At 38.1% G+C, this 20139-nt stretch carries 18 protein-coding genes; 12 read left to right on the forward strand and 6 right to left on the reverse strand.

Features of this window, described 5'->3' with window-relative positions; translation table 11 throughout:
* The first annotated feature begins 168 nt into the window (after positions 1-168).
* From H6G06_RS11840 to H6G06_RS11865, 6 genes are all read left to right on the forward strand, one after another.
* Complete coding sequence (locus tag H6G06_RS11840) at positions 169-762, forward strand: DUF3611 family protein (protein ID WP_190560282.1); 594 nt, start codon at positions 169-171, stop codon at positions 760-762.
* Between the two features lie 464 nt (positions 763-1226).
* Positions 1227-1946 carry an SIR2 family NAD-dependent protein deacylase gene (locus H6G06_RS11845; RefSeq protein WP_190560284.1) on the forward strand — a complete coding sequence of 240 codons (720 nt, stop codon included), beginning with the start codon at positions 1227-1229 and terminating at the stop codon, positions 1944-1946.
* Positions 1947-2047: 101 nt separating this feature from the next.
* Entirely contained in the window at positions 2048-4072 is a 2025-nt protein-coding gene (locus H6G06_RS11850; protein WP_190560285.1) for a cation:proton antiporter domain-containing protein, read from the forward strand.
* Between the two features lie 120 nt (positions 4073-4192).
* A complete protein-coding gene (gene mtnA / locus H6G06_RS11855; protein WP_190560287.1) occupies positions 4193-5233 on the forward strand; it encodes an S-methyl-5-thioribose-1-phosphate isomerase in 1041 nt (346 codons plus the stop codon).
* A gap of 109 nt (positions 5234-5342) precedes the next feature.
* Complete coding sequence (locus tag H6G06_RS11860; protein WP_190560289.1) at positions 5343-5786, forward strand: GNAT family N-acetyltransferase; 444 nt, start codon at positions 5343-5345, stop codon at positions 5784-5786.
* Positions 5787-5903: 117 nt separating this feature from the next.
* Positions 5904-6752 carry a hypothetical protein gene (locus H6G06_RS11865; RefSeq protein WP_190560291.1) on the forward strand — a complete coding sequence of 283 codons (849 nt, stop codon included), beginning with the start codon at positions 5904-5906 and terminating at the stop codon, positions 6750-6752.
* Positions 6753-6827: 75 nt separating this feature from the next.
* Here H6G06_RS11865 and H6G06_RS11870 read toward each other — a convergent pair whose 3' ends face one another.
* Positions 6828-7952 carry an ABC transporter ATP-binding protein gene (locus H6G06_RS11870; RefSeq protein WP_190560293.1) on the reverse strand — a complete coding sequence of 375 codons (1125 nt, stop codon included), beginning with the start codon at positions 7950-7952 and terminating at the stop codon, positions 6828-6830.
* 163 nt (positions 7953-8115) lie between these two features.
* On the reverse strand, positions 8116-8829 hold the full coding sequence (locus tag H6G06_RS11875; protein ID WP_190560295.1) for a GUN4 domain-containing protein: 714 nt from the start codon (positions 8827-8829) through the stop codon (positions 8116-8118).
* Between the two features lie 353 nt (positions 8830-9182).
* Here H6G06_RS11875 and H6G06_RS11880 point away from each other — a divergent pair, with 353 nt between their 5' ends.
* Complete coding sequence (locus H6G06_RS11880; protein WP_190560297.1) at positions 9183-10604, forward strand: NADP-dependent isocitrate dehydrogenase; 1422 nt, start codon at positions 9183-9185, stop codon at positions 10602-10604.
* A gap of 187 nt (positions 10605-10791) precedes the next feature.
* The gene (locus tag H6G06_RS11885; RefSeq protein ID WP_190560299.1) at positions 10792-11367 is read left to right on the forward strand and encodes a Uma2 family endonuclease; all 576 of its coding nucleotides are present in this window, start codon (positions 10792-10794) and stop codon (positions 11365-11367) included.
* 188 nt (positions 11368-11555) lie between these two features.
* Here H6G06_RS11885 and H6G06_RS11890 read toward each other — a convergent pair whose 3' ends face one another.
* Together H6G06_RS11890 and H6G06_RS11895 are read right to left on the reverse strand one after the other, a co-directional pair.
* Positions 11556-14198 carry an AAA family ATPase gene (locus H6G06_RS11890; RefSeq protein WP_190560301.1) on the reverse strand — a complete coding sequence of 881 codons (2643 nt, stop codon included), beginning with the start codon at positions 14196-14198 and terminating at the stop codon, positions 11556-11558.
* A 9-nt stretch (positions 14199-14207) separates the two neighbouring features.
* Positions 14208-15254 (reverse strand): helix-turn-helix domain-containing protein, encoded by a 1047-nt coding sequence (locus H6G06_RS11895; RefSeq protein WP_190560303.1) that lies wholly within the window; start codon positions 15252-15254, stop codon positions 14208-14210.
* A gap of 198 nt (positions 15255-15452) precedes the next feature.
* Between H6G06_RS11895 and H6G06_RS11900 the strand changes: the two genes are divergently transcribed.
* The 4 genes from H6G06_RS11900 (at position 15453) to H6G06_RS11915 (ending at position 18388) form a co-directional block, all read left to right on the forward strand.
* A complete protein-coding gene (locus H6G06_RS11900) occupies positions 15453-15728 on the forward strand; it encodes a hypothetical protein (RefSeq protein ID WP_190560305.1) in 276 nt (91 codons plus the stop codon).
* A gap of 147 nt (positions 15729-15875) precedes the next feature.
* Positions 15876-16598 (forward strand): superoxide dismutase, encoded by a 723-nt coding sequence (locus H6G06_RS11905; RefSeq protein ID WP_190560307.1) that lies wholly within the window; start codon positions 15876-15878, stop codon positions 16596-16598.
* Positions 16599-16743: 145 nt separating this feature from the next.
* Positions 16744-17046 carry a hypothetical protein gene (locus H6G06_RS11910; RefSeq protein WP_190560309.1) on the forward strand — a complete coding sequence of 101 codons (303 nt, stop codon included), beginning with the start codon at positions 16744-16746 and terminating at the stop codon, positions 17044-17046.
* A gap of 157 nt (positions 17047-17203) precedes the next feature.
* Complete coding sequence (locus tag H6G06_RS11915; protein WP_190560310.1) at positions 17204-18388, forward strand: nuclease A inhibitor family protein; 1185 nt, start codon at positions 17204-17206, stop codon at positions 18386-18388.
* Positions 18389-18482: 94 nt separating this feature from the next.
* Here the strand turns inward: H6G06_RS11915 and rsmG are convergent, their stop codons facing one another.
* Entirely contained in the window at positions 18483-19232 is a 750-nt protein-coding gene (gene rsmG / locus H6G06_RS11920) for a 16S rRNA (guanine(527)-N(7))-methyltransferase RsmG (protein ID WP_190560312.1), read from the reverse strand.
* Between the two features lie 78 nt (positions 19233-19310).
* Entirely contained in the window at positions 19311-19982 is a 672-nt protein-coding gene (locus H6G06_RS11925; RefSeq protein WP_190560314.1) for an ABC transporter ATP-binding protein, read from the reverse strand.
* Between the last annotated feature and the right edge of the window lie 157 nt (positions 19983-20139).

A 20139-nucleotide genomic window follows, 5' to 3' on the forward strand; every position in this document is an offset into this window, starting at 1 on the left:
GGAAAATATCCCAATTAAGAATTAAGAATTAAGATTTACGAATTACCAATCTCTATCTTATGCTGAAATATTTTGTGGTAATTATGTCTTGAGATGGGGATATATGGTTAGTCGATGAAACTAAGATTGATAAATGGGAAATATGCCAAGTAACCAGCAGTAATTATTATGCACACGGAATCTGAATCTGAAGTGCGACTGCACCACCAGCAGCCAACACTTGCACCTAAGCTACAAGATATTGGGAACACTATTCGTTTCACAGGTTGGATTACTTTATGGGTGCAACTGGGACTGGCGATCGTTTGCGGGTTGGCGTTATTATTTGCTTCTACTGGTCGTGATTTTGCTCAACAACCAAATGCTGGTCTAGGAATTGGGATATTTTGGGGGTTTTGCGGAATTTTAGCACTGTTGTTCAGTGTTTATTGGAATTATAGTTACACGCGCCTCGGTAAACAGTTGCTAAATCCTAATACTGCTCTACATCCTAGCAAGGCTGATACTGTTAGAGCTATCAGACTGGGAATAATGGTGGGTTTGGTGGGGATTTTAATTAGTATCTTAGGTGCAGGTGCAACGGTAGGTGTGCTGGTTGCAAAATCTGTATCTCAACCTCCAGGAGTCGCCATTACTGACCCTTACAGAATTATTCGCGCAATGGATGTGTTTGTAGAAGTTGCGAATATTAATGGCATTTTCGCTCATTTTATCGGTACTGTAGCTTCTCTGTGGTTGTTAGAAAAAGTCCATCAGCATTAATTCATAATAGTCTGGATCAGGACACCCCTGCGGGAAGTCAAAAGTCAAAATTTTTTTGTCTGAATCAGGATAACCAGGATGAAAGGATGTACAGGATGAGATTGTCAAATCTCTTTAAAACCTTTTACCTTCGTATCCTTCGCGTCTACCCTTTGGGAACACCTTCGGGGAACGTGGTTTATTCTTCAGTGACTTGTGCGTAACCAACCATCATACCTGAGCAAAATTAATTTAACATTTTTGGAACAAACAAAAATCTCTGTATTCCTTATCTGTTCACTGTTAAGAGTTCCCTGTTAAGAGTTCCCTCTCCCAAATATAAAATTTATTTTGCACGACTACTTAACATCCTGTAAATCCTAAAATCCTGGATATCTTGATTCAGACAAAAAACGCTTACACTAGAGTCAGAGACTCTAAAATTGCATTCCCAGTCTCAGACTGGGAACGATAACAGAAATAATATGATTGTAGTTTTTAGTGGTGCAGGACTTTCCGCAGAAAGCGGTATTCCCACCTTCAGAGGTGCTGGGGGACTGTGGGAAGGATACAAAATAGAAGAAGTCGCTACCCCTTTGGGTTGGATGCAAAATCAAAAGTTGGTTTTAGATTTTTACACCCAAGGTTTTGAAAAAATGCAGCAATGTCAACCAAATGCTGCACATTTTGCTATTGCTGAATTAGCCAATCATTTTAATGTGGTTTGCATTACCCAAAATATTGATACTCTGTTAGAAAAAGCAGGAGTAAAAGATGTTTGGCACATTCACGGGAGAATAGATCATGAAAAATGTGAATGGCATTTTGATATCCCTCCTATGTATGCCCAATGGCAATGTAATTATAAAGCGCAAATTAATAAACCTGTGCAATGGGGTGATTTATGTCCTAAATGCGGTAAACATTTACGTCCTGATGTGGTTTGGTTTGGGGAAGCGGTGGATATGCGAGTTGATGATTTATATAAAATTCAATCTCAGGTTGAGGTGTTTATTGTGGTGGGGACTTCCGCACAAGTTTATCCCGCTGCTAATTTATTAAAGTTTTTTCAAGCTGTACCTACAAAATATTTTATAGATCCTAATCCTAATTATGAGGTATTGGATGGGTTTAATGTTCTTGAGGGTAAGGCCACAGAATATTTACCAGCCTTAGTGGAGTCTTTAAAGGAAGAACTTGCTTAATTCCCGAAAATATATCTAAAAATACTTACCAAAGGCATTTGTGTTGTGAGAAGGTACTAGATATTTTAGTGGAGTGCCAACGTACTACCTGATAAATATCTATGAAAGCTGATGCGATCGCCTTTCTCTTACCTGCTATGGTTTCTACGCCCATTAAGGAACCTGTACCCGTATTTTTGACAATTTTGGGGATAATGCTAATTGCACCCCTATTATTTGAAAAAATCCGCCTACCAGGTATTGTGGGGTTAATTCTGGCTGGGGTTGTTGTTGGTCCAAATGGGTTGGGACTGTTAGCACGGGATAATACTATTGTCCTGTTGGGAACTGTGGGTTTATTGTTTCTCATGTTTATGGCAGGTTTAGAAACCAGCCTAGAGGACATGAAATATAACGCTGATAAGGCCGTAATATTTGGTTTACTGACATTTGCAGTCCCGATGATATTGGGTACAGGGGCAATGTTAGCGATAGGATATGGGTTTTTACCTGCTATTTTGGTTGCTTCTTGTTTCGCTTCCCATACGCTGCTGGCTTTACCTGTGGTGAGTAAATTGGGAATAATGCGATCGCAAGTTTTAACTACTACTCTTGGTGGTACATTAATTACTAATATTTTGGCACTATTAGTATTAGCTGTAGTAGTCAGGGCGCATCAAGGTAATTTAACCTTGCAGTTTTGGTTATTTTTAATTCCTTCCCTGATTATTTACACCTTCCTTACCCTCTGGGGTGTTCCCCGCTTAGGAAAGTGGTTTTTTCGCAAATTTGGACATGATGAAGGGGCAGAATTTACTTTTGTTCTCGCTACTTTGTTTGTGGTTTCCTATGGGGCAGATATAGTTCAAATTGAACCGATTATTGGCGCTTTTTTAGCGGGAGTTGCTATTACTCAATTAATCCCCCAACTTAGCCCTTTAATGAATCGAATTCAATTTATTGGTAATACTCTATTTGTGCCATTTTTCCTAATTTCTGTAGGAATGTTGGTAAATCCCAAAATTTTGATCCAAGAACCAAAATCATTAATAGTATCTGGTGTGATGGTGACAGTTGCTATTATCGCTAAATATTTACCTGCTTGGGGTGCGGGTAAATTATTTGGTTTCAACCATAACAATATCATGCTAATGTTTGGCTTATCAGTGGCACAAGCTGCTTCTACCTTAGCTGCAATTACCGTAGCTTATAATATCAAATTAGTAGATCAATTAACGGTAAATGGGACAATTGCCATGATTTTAGTTACCTGCATTGCTTCTCCTTGGGTGACAGCAAAGTGGGGACAAAAACTCAAACCAGAAGATACTACTACCCAAAAAAGTGCAGAAGGAAAATTAGGCGATCGCGTTTTAGTTCCTGTTGCTAACCCTAACACTGAAGATAACCTGTTACAGTTAGCAATGATCTTAGCAAAATCCGCAGCCGGTACTTTATTACCTCTACACATTTTAATTGAAGAAGGCGAACCAATTTCCCCAGCAGACAAAGCTAGGCAAAATCAGTTACTTGCCAACGCAGAAATGATTGCCCATGCAGCAGTAACCAAAGTTACACCCATTGGCAGAATTGATGAATCCATTGATAAAGGAATTGCCAGAGTAGCAGAAGAAAAGCAAGCCAGTGTGATAGTCTGTGGTTGGAAAGGTTACTCTACCTACCAAGAAAATTTATTTGGTGGTGTAATTGATAAAATTGTCCACCGTAGTTCTGTACCTGTATTAGTAACTCGCTTTCCCTTACCTATCGAACATACATCAAGAGTATTTTTGGCTTTCACCAGTCAACAAGCCAAAGCTAGTTCCTTTGCACAAAGCATCAAATTAGCCCAAACTTTAGCAGCAGAACTGAAAGCATCTTTACAACTATTACAAGTCGTCCCCACCAGAGGAATAGATATTGATTTAACTGAGGGTGTCATACCAGCGGATACACCTGTACAAAAAGTGCGGGGTAATTTTGTTAAAGAAGTGTCACGCTTACTGAAAACTAATGATTTATTGTTGTTAAATGGGTCTGTCGCCCAAAAAGGCCAGATATTTTCGCTACTTGGTCATGTTCCCGAAGCGATCGCTCATAATCACCCCAAAGTTGCTATGATGATTGTTTATTTACCACAGTTATAGATGACTGGGGACTGGGGACTGGGGACTGGGGACTGGGGACTGGGTAATATTTTTCCCCATTACTAAATTACAAATTACCTTTTCCCCAATCACCAATCACCAATCACCAATCACCAATTTATGCTTTATCCTATTGTTTGGCAAAATAACTCAGTTGTACTCATCGATCAAACCCGTTTACCAAATGAGTATGCTGTAATAGAAATTCATCGCTGCGAAGACATGGCCGAAGCGATAAGCACTATGATTGTTAGAGGTGCGCCGGCTATTGGTGTCGCTGCTGCTTACGGGATGTATTTGGGTGCAAGGGAAATTGAAACCAGCGATCGCACCGAATTTTTACACCAATTAGAAGAAGTTGCCCAGTTATTGCGTTCTACCCGTCCCACCGCAGTAAACTTATTTTGGGCTATAGGTAGAATGATGCAAACTGCCTATGAAACTCTGGGAACAATCGCACAAATTAAACAAATTCTTTTAGAAACTGCCCAAACTATCAACGCTGAAGATATCCAAACTTGTCAAGCCATAGGTGATCATGGTTTAGCAGCTTTACCCAAAACCCCAGAAAAGTTAATCATCCTGACTCACTGTAACGCCGGTGCTTTAGCAACTGCTGGTTATGGTACAGCTTTAGGTGTAGTGCGTTCCGCTTGGAGAGAAGGACGTTTAACACGAGTATTTGCAGATGAAACTCGTCCCCGTTTACAAGGTGCAAAACTCACCGCTTGGGAATGTGTGCAAGAAGGTATTCCCGTTACAGTTATTACTGATAATATGGCTGCCCATTGCATGAAACAAGGTTTAATTGATGCGGTTGTGGTCGGTGCTGATAGAATAGCCGCGAATGGGGACACTGCTAATAAAATCGGTACTTACAGTTTAGCAATTGTTGCTAAAGCTCATAATATTCCTTTCTTCGTTGCAGCACCTATTTCTACCATCGATTTTACCTTATCTAATGGTAGTCAAATTCCCATTGAAGAACGTCATCCATCGGAAATATATCAGATTGGTGATACTATTCTCACACCTTCAGGAGTAGAGTTTTATAATCCTGCTTTTGATGTAACTCCCGCAGAATTAATTACAGCCATTATTACAGAAAATGGTGCTTTTGCTCCTGGTGAGTTGGTAAAGTGTCATACTATTTCTCAATAAATATTCAATAAATTCTGGACATTTTTTAGTTATAGTCTATTCAGTAACAGGAGACGATACTAAAACAACAGCACCAAATTTATAGTTAAATTCTTGATGAGGACAATCAATGGACGTTTTCTTGGCTAATATTAATCATCTTGAAAGTGTTTCGGTACTATTTGATAAGTATCGTGTTTTTTACAATCAGCCATCAAACATTGAAGCTGCCAAAGACTTTCTCAAAGAACGTTTCAATAATAATGACTCAGTTGTGTTTGCAGCTAATGACAATGGGAAATTAGTGGGATTCACTCAACTTTATCCCAGCTTTTCTTCAGTGTCGATGAAACGAGTATGGATATTAAACGATTTGTATGTGGAAGAATTGTATCGTCGGAGAGGAATTGCAAATTTATTGATGAATGTTGCAGAAGAATACGCAAAAAAAAGTGGAGCTATTAGAGTAAGTTTAGCTACTCAAATTTCTAACTTAACCGCGCAAAAGCTCTATGAATCTAGAGATTACATTAAAAATGAAGAATTTTACCATTATGCTTTGGGGTTACATTAGTGCCATACAACTCGATGCTAGATGTAACCTTAAATATCTTAAATATATAAATCTAATAGAATTATTCAATTCTGTCAAAAACTTGAATCTAGCATTTACAAAGTAGAAAAAATCCCCATGAAAAATTTACTTACTACAATTTATTTAATTCTTTCCTGCATCTCTTTTGCAAGTTGTAGTAATTCACCAACTAATACAACCACAGAAACATTAACTAATAATACTGCTACTACTGCACAATCTCAACCGGAAAATTCCCCAGAACCGGAAACAGAAACTAAACCAAAAACAGATACTCAAGCTAAAACAAAATCTGTACCTCAAACTGTCAGCAACACCACCAAAAAAAGTCAATCACCACAAACCAAAACACCCAAAAAACCACAAATTGGTACAGTCAAAGAATTAGTAAATGGTGATTTACTCTGTTATGTCACCTTAGTAGATGAACAAGGTAAAGAAAACCGCGTTGGTGCAAGTTTTGAGATTTGTGCAGAAGAAGGAAAATTCTTAAACAAGAAAGTACGCGCTGTTTCCACAATAGAATCAGTAAGTGATTGCGAAAGTGCAGAACCTTGTGGAAAAACTCGTCAAGAATCTATCATTACCAAAATGGAAGTTTTGGAAGATAAATCAGCAACAAAACCGCAAGAAAGTAAAACACAAAGTAAAACCCAAACTATCAGTAATGGTGAGTGGACAATTACAACAGGTAATCATGACTCTTGGACAGGAGTGAATAATACAGGAAACTTGACTTATAAAGGATGTGATGCAAAAGGTAAATGTATTGAATTAACTGGAGGTAGGGTTTCTTGTCGTGATGGAATATGCGTTACAGGGTGGACAAATGGAGATTATGTCTACATTTTAGAACAACCCATTACAGAAGATGGAAATGCTCCTCAAACCCTCATCGTGAGAAAAGGTGATAGTGAAATTCTCAAAGCTACAGGATTAAAGTAGTTAACAGGTGACAGTTTTTTGTCAGTTGGGTTTCCTTGCATCAACCCAACTTACATTTTAAATTTTAAATTATCCTCAAACAACGGGAAAAATTCTTTCACCAGTACCAGTTTCAAACACAAACAAATGATTTAAATCTAAATGCAAATGCAAATTTTCCCCAGGATGTAAACGCACACCCCCACCAACCTGCACATTTATAAAACCAGAAGAACCGGGTAAAGAAACACGAATCAAAGTTTCTCTACCCAAAGGTTCAACAACCTTCACCTCAACAAATAAACCTTCTAAATTCTCCTCTCTGCGTTCTCTGCGTCTCTGCGGTTCGTTAATATTTCCAATACTAATATGTTCAGGACGAATCCCCAAATTACAAATTTGTTCAGGGTGCAAATTTAAACCTGCTTTGATATTTTCAGGAATAGCTAATAACTGTCCGCTAATATCAAAATTATCACCCTTATAGATCGCGGGTAAAATATTCATTGGTGGATTACCCAAAAAACTTGCTACCATTTCATTAGCAGGTAAAGCATAAATACTTTGAGGATCGCCAATTTGTTGAATTCGTCCCCGATTTAATACCACAATTTTATCAGCCAAAGTCATGGCTTCAACTTGGTCATGGGTGACGTAAATTGTAGTAATGCCCAATTGTTGATGTAGTTGTTTTAATTCTGCTCTGGTATCATCTCGTAATTGAGCATCTAAATTCGATAAAGGTTCATCAAGTAGAAATAATTGTGGTTCACGTGCGATCGCTCTTCCTAATGCTACCCGTTGTTGCTGTCCTCCAGAAAGTTGTTTAGGTTTTCTGTCTAATAGATGTTCTAGAGACAGCGATCGCGCAACCGTTAAAACTCGTTCTTGAATCTTTTTCCTGTCCACCTTTCGCATTTCTAACCCAAAAGCGATATTTTGGGCGACGGTTTTATGGGGATAAAGGGCATAATTTTGAAATACCATCGCCACATCACGCGCCCTTGCTGGGATATCATTGACCAAGCGATCGCCTATAAACAAATTACCAGATGTAGCCATTTCCAAACCAGCGATAGTCCGTAAAATCGTAGACTTACCGCACCCCGAAGGACCAACCAACACCCAAAATTCACCATCGGGAATTTCAAAGGTGATATCCTCGACAGCGGTGACATTGTTAAATCTACGCTTAATATTTTCTAAAAGAACTTTAGCCATATTTAGTTATTAGTCATTGGTCATTAGTCATTGGGAAGAGGCAAGAGGCAAGAGGCAAGAGGCAAAAGGCAAAAGGCAAAAGGCAAAAAAAAGATAATATTTCTCCCCTGCGCCCCTGCTCCTCTGCTCCCCTGCGCCCCTGCTCCTCTGCTCCTCTGCTCCCCTAAGTCCATGCAGGATGGGATAAGAGAGAAGACATAACCCTCACCCCTCGTAGCTGATTAGAAAGGGGTAGATGACCTCTAGGGGCGCTTAAATCCCATGTAAATTCGTTGGGGTAGCGCGTCCATTTATTGCCATCCTTCCAGCCGATTTTTGGCCATAAACTTTCCCAGTTCTTACCCAAACTCAACCAAATTTCTCGCTGTACAGAAAAGCCAAATTTACCTTCTGAGTGAACTACCCAAAGATGATTAATAGTTTGTAAATCCTGAGTTGGGAAATTTTCCACTTCCGTAAAGTACAACCATTTCCTTTGTACCGCTTGTGGTCCTGCTACTTCGCACATTGTTTGGATAGTAAACAGATCAGCTGCTTGGAACTCTTGACGGGTGAGTAATTGTTGCAAAGAATTGTAACTGATCCCACAGTCTGATTTTAGAGGTACAATTCCTTCAGGAAAGTTATTTTCTATAAATTCCTTGGCTGTAGGTGCATCAGAGTTGTAGATTACTTGGTAGGCTTTACCATCAATCCAAGTTGCTGGAGTGTCACGACGTTTCAGTAAAAATTCCTGCAACACCTCTAATCCCTCATTACCCAAATCAGCTAACTGTGGGATGATTTGTTGTTGGACTTTTTGAGACCCAGCGATTAACTTTTGGCGCAGGGAGTCGATGTCATTTGCAGTGCCTGATAAAATCATTGGGTCTGTCATGCCATTACTCGTGTTAGCGGTACAGTGAAAAAACGAATCAGCTATTGGGCATTCTACAAAATGAAGCACAGATAGCGAAAAGTAGTTTACTATTTTTGACCGGACAAAGTAGCGCCGATTTAACTGAAACCTACGTCTGAGCTACCAATAATTTACCAGCTAAAGCAGGGGATGATCTGCGCCTCAAAGAAAGGGAAGGGGAAGCAGGGGAAGTAGGGGAAGCAGGGGAGGAAAATTAAAAGTCAAAAGTCAAAAGTCAAAATTAAAGAACTTATGCCTTCTGACTCCTGCCTTATGCCTTCTGCCTCCTGCCTTATGCCTTCTGAACTTATTCTATTTGGAATGTGTTAACTATGTACGAAAAGATTACCCCCCCGACGACTGGCGAAAAAATTACCTTCAAAAATGGTGAACCTGTTGTTCCAGCAAATCCCATTATCCCCTTTATTCGCGGTGATGGAACAGGTATAGATATTTGGCCTGCAACTGAAAAAGTGCTTGATGCTGCGGTTGCTAAGGCATACAAAGGTACAAGAAAAATTAGCTGGTTTAAGGTTTATGCTGGTGATGAAGCCTGTGATTTATATGGAACATACCAGTATTTACCCCAAGATACTCTCACGGCTATTAAAGAATATGGCGTTGCTATTAAAGGTCCGCTAACTACACCCGTTGGTGGGGGGATTCGGTCTTTAAATGTGGCATTACGTCAAATTTTTGACCTTTACGCCTGTGTACGTCCTTGTCGTTATTACGCTGGTACGCCATCTCCACACAAAAATCCTGAAAAATTGGATGTAATTGTGTATCGGGAAAATACGGAAGATATTTATTTGGGGATTGAATGGAAACAGGGAAGTGAAATAGGCGATCGCCTTATTAAAATTCTCAACGAGGAACTGATTCCCGCTACCCCAGAACACGGTAAAAAGCAAATTCCCCTTGATGCTGGTATAGGAATTAAACCCATCAGTAAAACCGGTTCTCAGCGTTTAGTGAGACGTGCCATCAAACACGCTTTGACGTTGCCCAGAGAAAAACAACAAGTGACTTTGGTGCATAAAGGCAACATCATGAAATACACCGAAGGCGCTTTTAGAGATTGGGGTTATGAACTAGCAACCACCGAATTTCGGCAACAGTGCGTCACAGAAAGAGAATCTTGGATATTAGGAAATAAGGAGAAAAACGCCAACATTTCCTTAGAAGAAAACGCCCGCATGATTGATCCTGGTTTTGATGCTTTAACTCCAGAGAAAAAAGCGCAAATTGTCAAGGAAGTGGAAACAGTTCTTAATGATATTTGGGCAAGTCATGGAAATGGCAAATGGAAAGAGAAAATCATGGTCAATGATCGCATTGCCGATAGTATTTTTCAACAAATTCAAACTCGACCAGATGAGTATTCTATTCTGGCTACAATGAACCTGAACGGTGACTATTTATCTGATGCTGCTGCGGCGATAGTTGGCGGTTTAGGCATGGGTCCAGGGGCGAATATTGGCGATTCCTGCGCTGTTTTTGAAGCTACTCATGGTACAGCACCAAAACACGCTGGGTTGGATAAAATTAACCCCGGTTCTGTGATCCTTTCCGGTGTGATGATGCTGGAGTTTATGGGTTGGCAAGAAGCCGCAGATTTGGTTAAAAAAGGTTTAAGTGCAGCCATAGCCAATGGTCAAGTGACATACGACCTAGCGCGGATGATTGAACCACCTGTAGAACCTTTGAAATGTTCTGAATTTGCTGACGCAATTATCAAATATTTCGGTTAATTTTGGTTAATTTCTATTAACTAAAGAGTATCCAGATCCCCGATTTCTTCAAGAAGTCGGGGATATATTATCAATTGTCAGAATCAGGATATCCAGGATTAAAGGATGAACAGGATTGAGAAATTGTCTAAAAAACCTATCTGAGTCATAATAGTAATATATCCTATTCAGGAGAATAGATATTCTTATGGTTATTAGTCCTTTGAAACTCAACTTAGACACTGTTAATTTAACCGATGAACAATTTTATCAACTATGTCAAAAAAACAGTAATCTAAAATTTGAACGCACATCTACCGGAGAATTAATTATTCTGCCACCAGTGGAAGGGGAAAGCGGAAATAGAGAAGCAGAATTTATTATAGATTTAGGTATCTGGAATCGGCAAACAAAACTCGGTTATACTTTTAGTTCTTCTACTATATTTAAATTACCAAATGGTGCTGACCGTTCTCCTGATGCAGCTTGGATTAAAAAAGAACGTTGGGAAGCATTAACTCCTGAACAAAAACGAAAATTTCCCCCCATTGCACCAGATTTTGTCATTGAATTAAGGTCAGCAACAAATAGTTTAGAAACTCTGCGTCAGAAAATGCAAGAATATATGAATGCAGGGGTAAAACTGGGATGGTTGATAAATCCTCAACAGCAACAAGTAGAAATTTATCGTTTAGGACAAGATGCGGAATTACGCAATTTACCCACAGAATTATTAGGTGAAGACATATTACCAGGATTTACTTTGAGTTTAGATTGTTATTAATATATTCAATTTAAGGATGTGTTTGAGAGGTTTTTTGAAAAGTATAGTATTAAACTAATAATTTCCAGAGACCTAACCCCCCTACCCCCCTTCCCTACAAGGGAAGGGGGATTTTAAAGCCTCTCCCCTTGTAGGGGAGAGGTTTGGAGAGGGGTTTATTTATATATTTCAAACTTTGAAAATATCCTCTAAGAATGTGATTTCACAACCCAACGCCGAAATAGTTCTACTATTATTCTCCAGTGTCCCTGATTTTCTGCAATCACATCATGACGTTTTAAAGTTTCTAAAGCTGTCTGTAAATCGGTTTCATTTATTTTTATAATCCCAACTAACTCATTTACACTTAATCCCTCGGTATGTTGTGCCAGATGACTTAAAATTACTTGTTGAGTATTACCATTCTCTCCAGCTTGACCCCAAACACCATTAAAATAACGACTACCATTATTAAAAAATTCTGGTTTATTCACAACTGTTTCTACATCTTCCACGGTAAAAACTGGGTCGCGGTTTCTTCCTTGTTCAAACACAAAATCATTATATAGTCGGACTAAATGAAAACCTATCAACTGCACTAAATAAGGTTGTCCGTAGGTTAAATCATAAATTTTATCCAGTGCTTCTGGTGTGTAGTCTAATAAAAAATCTTCAATAGCTGGGTTAGCGATAATTTGACCAGTTGCATCACGTCCTAGAAAACCAACACGAATATTAATCACACTACCAAAAAAGGGATGAAAATAATCTGCTGTCATTTCATCTAAAGTGTGCAACCCTGCAAAAGCAAAAGCAACTTGAGGAGATTCTTGTAATAAACCTCTCAATAAATCCATAAAATTAGCAGGAATTTTTTTATCTTTGATTAAATCTTCAATTTTTTCAAATTCATCTAAGGCAATAATTAAACCACCAGATAAATTTTTAATTACTTGTTTAAAATAGCGGTTAAAAGTGGGAACAGGTAATTTTAATAAATCATCATCATTGGGAGTGGGAATATTCACAACTTGGGAAATTTCATCACTAATAGCCATTAATACTTCCCCTACACCTTGGGTTACATCTCCTAACTTGAGTAAATTCACATAAGCAACTTTTACCTGATTATCTAAAGAGTTAGCAGCATTGCGTAAAATCGAAGTTTTACCCATGCGTCTATGACCATAAATTACTACTGACTGGAGTTGAGGACTTCTTAACCAAAGTTCTTCTAATTGTCTAATAATATCTTCTCTGCCAACAAATAAATTACCCATTACAGGATCGCCGATAACATAAGGATTATTTACAGTTTTATTAATAACAACTTCCCCAACTTCCCCAGCAATTTGTAATAATTGTTTTCGCCAATTCTCGGCAATATCTATAATTAATCCCTGTTCTGCTTTGGGTAAAGTATCGGCTGTATTTAAAATAGTTGTCAGTTCACCTAATGCGCGATTTAAAGCAGAAGAACGAGACACACGAGAGACACTGCGATTGATGATTTTCACATCTTCAATTACTCGCAAAAATCTATCTAATGTTTGCCAAGTGTTAGGACGTAATAAACCTGATGTAGGGAATGTAGGTAATTGTAGGTTAGCAATAGAGTTTAATTCTTTAGCTTCGTTAAATGCTGCTAAAGTTTGGGCAAGGATATACATTTCTTCCCCATAGAGAAGAGAACGCACCACCACAAACGCTTCTGTTGCCTTAGTAGGTTGTTTTTCATGCAGATACCAAAAACCAGCCGCAGCAGCACGGGGAGGAGTATCAAGACGGGTATCTGTATTCAAACTTTCCTGCAATCTTTTTTTACCAGGGAAACGTAATAAAAAACCTTTTATTGCTTCTGATTTAAGTTTTTCACTGAGAGAAGCAGAGAGAAAATGTATTAATTCCCAATAATATGTAGTTTCTGCTAACTGAGAAACCGACCAAATTATTTGTTCTGATGGTAGTATATTCAATACCTTATTCACTGTTTGCACTACAGGAATAAATTGCATGGTATATGCTAAGAGTTGATTAACATTATGTATGCCATTTTCCCAGTCCTGTAATAACCAGGTTTTTAAGCAAACATCTAAATCAGGTAGAGAAATAATAGTAATTCTTGGTAATAAAAAACTACCATTTATGAGGTAACGCAGGTTAAAAGACAAGCCAAACAACCGATTTTCTAAACGTAAGGTTGCCATACCTACCGCCACACCGAATACCACACCTACCGCCACACCTACCGCCACACCTACCGCCACACCGAATACCACACCTAACGCCACGCCTAACGCCACAGCGAATACCACACCTACCGCCACACCTCCCGCCATACATCTCACCGCACCTCTCGCCACACCGAAAGCCAAGCCGAAAGCCACACCTACCGCCACACCTCTCATCACACCGGAAGCTACACCTCCCGCCACACCGAAAGCCACATTGAACGCCACACCGGAAGCCACACCGGAAGCCACACCTACCGCCACACCTACCGCCACACAGGAAGCCACATTGAACGCCACATCTCCCCAGTTAATACGTAAGCCTAATGCTTCAAAAAATAAACAGGTCAATACTGGTGCAATTATTGTTAAAACAACTCCTTGCAATAGCAGTTGACGCTGAATAGAATTTTGACGTAGTATCTTCAGTCCTTTACTCCAATTCATTTCCTTTTCAGGAATATAACCCCCGCCAAAATTATCCACATACCACCGCAAAGCCTGGGGAAAGTAAAATACCCAATACAGCAACAGTAGATAATCTAAAGGATTCCACAAAGACAGAGGACGGCGTAATTTTGGGGCTAAATCTAAACGAGGTACAGGAGATTTTGTAGTCATAATATATTTTTAATTATTTGATTCAGAATATTTTTTATACAAGTTATAACAAAGTTGGGTTAATTTTTGTGGATGTCCACTGCTTTCTTGAATCAGTTCTTGAATATCTGCGTCTATAAAATTAATGTTGGTTGGTTGTAACCGCTTGGCAATAAAATCAAGGATAATATTATCATTCCAAGTAAGAATATCTATTTGTTGACAAATATCTTCTAATGGTGATGTGTTACCATTATTTTGACTATCATTAAATAATGTTCTTAAAGGTTCATTGGCAGCGACAACTAATTTTAAACAAGCATTTTCACCTTCAGATAAACCCCGTAAATGATCCCTCATATCCCTTGTAAATCCTGATCCATTGAGTTTACCAACATTATCTAATAATAATAAGACTTTTTTATTTTCCAAATTTCTTGTAAATCTATAACCTTTACTGTCTGGTATACCAAGTTTTTCACATATAGCAAAATAAAAATCTTCTTGATTATGAATAAGATTCATATCTAGAAAAACTTGTTGTCGTGGTAATTGTAAAAGTTTTTCTGATTGTTGGTAAACTGCATATAATAAAGATGATTTACCAATTGCTGGTTCACCAATAATGGCAACACTACTAGAGTTATTGATAAGTTCAAATATTTGCTTTACTTCTTGTTGTCTACCCAAAAACTTTTCTAAGTTCTCTATTCTTCCAGTTGTGGGAACAAAAGGATTTTGATTATTTTGTGGTGGACTGATTTTAATTTGAGTTGTTTCTCTAGTGGGTATTACAGGAGGTAATGAAATGCTTAAAGAATCTTTGTAATGTTGTATTGGATTTTTTAAATGTTTTTTACTGACTTTTATATTTAATTCTTGTGTGATTTTGTTCCACAAATCTGCACCTACTTCTCTCACGGTTGTTTCAGCTTTAAAAGTATTTGCAGCAATGGTTTTATAATCTAAACCTTCCCAACTACCTACCAAAATATCTTGTTCTAACTCATTTAAGACTTGGTTTGTCTTTTCTAACAATACACGATTGATAAAATTTAACGCTTCTTTAGAGTCCATTAGGCATATTTTGAGTGATCAGGTTAAATTAAGCACTTAGCTAATGATTTTAAATTCTACCCTACAAACCTACATCTGCCTGCATTTACCTACATAAATTTTTCAGAAAAATTACCTACAACACCCAACCTACTCAGCATAGACTCCAGGTGATGATAGAGAAGTAAACAAAAGACAAACATCTGAGGAGTGAAAACAATGTCTCAACAACCAACAGACAACACCACCAATATTTTAGTCACTGCGGAGAAGATAGTTGAGAGTATCACTAAATCAGAAACAGTTGAATTAAGTGAAGTTGCAGCAAAAACAACAGAGAACATTTTCACGGTTTTAGTTACATCTGGAGGTAAACCCGTTGCTGTGATTTTAGCCATTGCTGTGGTAATTATAGCAACTGCAATACCTATTGCTGTTTTGAAATTATCTCCAAGTCACATAAATCCAACTGTGAAAACTTCCCAAGTCAAATAATGAATTTAGGGTGGGTTATAGCGTTACTAACTCACCTCATACTTTGGAGGGATAAAACTCACCATTTCTAAATCAGCTTTTGCAGTTATGATCTAAAACAGTGCAAAATGTGCGTAAATTTACAAAAACTTAACTGCAAAAAGGCTTATGAGTTTAAATCGTCGTCATTTCTTGGTTTTACTGGGTGCTAGTGCGGGTGCTTTTCTTCTAGATGGTTGTGCTTCTGCAGAAACCTCTCCCCCAAGAACATCAGCTATTGAACTACCCCCTTTACCCTACGCTTACGATGCACTAGAACCGCATATTGACGCTAGAACAATGCAGTTCCATCACGATAAACATCATGCGGCCTATGTGAACAACTTAAATAAAGCATTAGACAAATACCCAGAACTGAAAAATAGAACTGTGGAAGAACTGTTGCAAAATCTTGATAATGTACCCGCAGATATTAGAACTACAGTCAGAAATAATGGTGGTGGTCATGTTAACCACTCAATGTTTTGGAAAATCATGAAACCTAATGGTGGTGGTGAACCTACCGGAGAAATAGCAACCGCAATCAAAGATAATTTTGGTAGTTTTGCAGATTTTAAAAAGCAGTTTAATGAAGCTGGTGGTAGCCGTTTTGGTAGCGGTTGGGTTTGGTTAGTTCGCAATAAAAATGGTAAGTTAGAAATTACAACTACAGCAAATCAAGATAGTCCTTTAATGGAAGGTAATTATCCCATTTTTGGTAATGATGTATGGGAACACGCCTATTATCTCAAATATCAAAACCGCCGACCTGATTATTTAGAAGCTTGGTGGAATGTAGTTAACTGGGATGAAATTAATCAACGTTTTGCAGATGCAAGTAAAATAGGGTAATTTATGTGGGGTAAGATCCCCGACTTCTATTTGAATTTTATCAATAAGAACTTCATACTTGTCAGAAGTCGGGGATCTAAATGCTATGCTGAATCCTGACCATAAACTAACCCTATTTCAATTTTAAAAACTACATTTACAAAATATGAAACTTTTTGCCTCTATCTTATTTTTAACCCAAAAGAACTATTTAGCAGTAGTGAAATTGGCTTTGATCTGGAAGTTGAGTTTATTAGTTATAGCTGGTTTTTTAGGGTTAATAATTGGCGCGATTTTCGCAATCTTTTTAACTGGAATACTAGCATGGCAGCATGATCGCAATTCTCCTCCTCCAGAAGCAGGTTCAATGGGTGGAGTTGCATGGTTGGGTATGGGGCTGTTTTTGATATGTATAATTAGTCCTTTGATGGTGGCGATCGCTATCTTTCTAACTACCTTATATTTATAGATTTAATAGATTGAGATTCCATCAGGTTTGGTTGACAATCTATCCAAATGGGGTTCAAGTATAACATTTACATTTATAAAATTTTTTACCTATAGTCGTTGATCTGTGCAAAAATACTATTACCAAAGTATTGAAACTATTGATTTATTTAAAACTTATGCCTAGTCATGAGATCAGGTTTGATGATGGAAAATACGACTATATCAGGACGATTACTCTGTCAGGTTGTACAGTCAGCATCACAACAGACGGTGTTGGTTTTAATGCCTACTCTTTTGAAACCCATGAATTGGCTACCGAAACCGAGGCGCTGGAATTTTATGAAACAACTATCCGCAGGGAAAACCCTAGTTATCAGCCGCCAACAGATTCATCACCTACTGAACTCATAGAGGAAGAGGAAGAGGAAGAGGAAGAGGAAGAAGAATTAGAACCGCTTTCATTTGATTTCGATTTGCATGAACAAAATTTAGCAACAGATGAATTAGTAAATCGTTTAGCAGTAGTGCTACCCGGTTTAGAAATTTATGAGAGTGAATCTAGTGACTATCCTTTTAAAACATTTGTTTGGAAAGTAGACAATCAAGGAGAATTTACTATAGACAAGCTGCTTTTAGCAGAGGGATTTATGCAGTCGATTGCATGGGATGATTTTTTAGCGGCTGTCATCACTAATAGCAGTAATCTCACCAGCGATTTAGCTTTAGAAGCAAATCTGAATCCTGAAGAAATTGCTCATAAATGTCAAATGTTAGAAACTACATTGCGAATGCAGTGTAAAAACATCTCTGTTTATAAAATCAAGCACTTTGATCCGATCTTACCTGAACAAAAATTCGATGAATTTCATATTATTGTAGGTGAAAATCATGATGGGAATTGGTTGGGAATTGCTCCCCAAATTGGCTCTATTGAAGATATTAGAACCGATACTGAGCGCATCCAAATCTCCACAAACTTTACTCCTGTGTCCACCAACCAAACATTAATTAATACCTTACAATCTATAGTAACTGGCTTGGAGTTTGCGACCACTCCAGGCACTAGTAATAGAGAATTTAACTTAACATCTGCTAATTCTCAAGAGCAAACAATTTATCAGTTGCTTGATGCAATTGATTTCGTGATTACTTGTTCTTTTGCTCCCTTTGGTTCAGTAGCAGAAGATGAAGATCGTGAATTTTTCCGTTACATCCATCCCTTAGATCAACTGTTGCAGTTAAATCTCACAAATTTACGAGAATATGTGATTGGGTCCTATTCCCTTTATCACCTATACGCTATTGGTAATACCCATAGTGGTGATTGGGTAGGAGTATCAACTGTTGCTGTTTGGACTTGAAAAACCTCTCCCCTACAATGGTAGGGAAAAAAGAGCAGCTTTTATTTCTAGAGAGGTTTTGAAATCACCTTTTTTAAATCCCTATTTTCATAAATTACAAAGGCTTTTGCGTCGGTACACCCACAGCACGAGGAAAACTAGCAGGTGTATTTCCTACTTTTCGCAAAAATAAACAATGCCGAATACTATTACTTAAAGGAGTTGTAAATTCTTCAATTAATTCAACTCTTCCCCCTAACTGCTTAACTGCATTTTCTAAACTTTGGTTTTCTTCTTTAGTCCAACTTCCCCGATAAATTACAGCTAAACCGCCTTTTTTCACCAAAGGTAAACTATATTCAGCACAAGCAGAAGCTGTACCCACAGCACGAATTAAAGCTAAATCATAACTTTGTCTGTATTTATTTTCCTGTCCAATTTCTTCTGCTCTCCCTACAATAGTCTTAGCATTAGTTAGAGAAAGACTACTTAATATCGTCTCAATAAAATTAATTTTTTTGCGCGTAGAATCTAACAAACTTACTTGACAACTTGGAAAAATCATAGAAATTGGTACACCAGGAAAACCTGCACCAGTACCAATATCAATTACAGATGCACCTTGATCAAGAGAATCAATAAAATGCTGTTTTGGTGCAACTCCCCGTAAAGAGTCCCAAAGATGTTTTTCCCAAAATTCTTCAGGTTCAGTAATTCGAGTTAAATTAAATTGCCGATTGCCTTCAATAATTAATTCATACAGTTGTTGAAATTGATTTTGTTGCTGATTTGTAGGTTGCCAATTTAATGTTTTTTGCCAAAATTGCACCATTTCTGGTAAACTAGATACAGATTCTAAACTCATGTTGACTCAATAAATTATTTTAAACTCTTTACGTTCCTTTCTGCGCCTCTGCGCCTCTGCGTGAAACATTTTAACTTTTCAATTTACGACTGTTTCCGCAATTTTCTTTTCTAATGTTTTAGGCTCAACCGCTTCTAAAACACCATGATTTAATGTCCAACAACGGTCTGCTATTGGCAACAAATCCCCAGCGTCATGTGTTACAACTAACAATGTCCAATCTTTTTTCAATTTCGCTAATAAATTTACTAGCTGACGGCGCATTGACCAATCTAAACCCGCTGTAGGTTCATCTAATAATAATAAATTCGGTTGACGAATTAATTGAACCGCCAAAGCTAAACGCCTTTGTTGTCCACCGCTTAAAGCATGGGGTGGTGTAGATAGGGATAAATGCTCTAATCCAACTTCGCTTAATGCCTGGTGAACCCGCTCTGTCCCTAATTCGGGATGACCCAAACGCAATTCTTCTAAAATTGTACCACCGCAGAAGTGCCTTTCTGGAAATTGAAACACTATCCCCGCCAACTGTTGTAGCTGTTCGGCTATCAGTTCCTGTTCTCTCCAAAAAGCCGCACCAGAGGTAGGTTCAGCCAGTCCTGATAAAATTTCTAATAAAGTGCTTTTACCGGAACCACTAGGACCAATAATCAGACCTAATTGCTGGGGAGGTAATTCCAGGTTAATGGATTTGAGAATTGCTGACGGGCAAGCGGTGGGGTGATAAGTTAGATTTCTGAGATAGAGCATTTGTTAAAATTACCAAAAAGTCAGCAGACAACTGATGGACTAGACGCAAAGTTAAGTAACCACAACCTAGTCCAGCAGCAAGAATCATTCACTTTTTTTCTATTGTGGCAGACTTACACGAAAAAATCGCTACAACAAGCGAGGAAACCTGAATCAA

The organism is Anabaena sphaerica FACHB-251, from assembly GCF_014696825.1.
GTDB lineage: Bacteria > Cyanobacteriota > Cyanobacteriia > Cyanobacteriales > Nostocaceae > RDYJ01.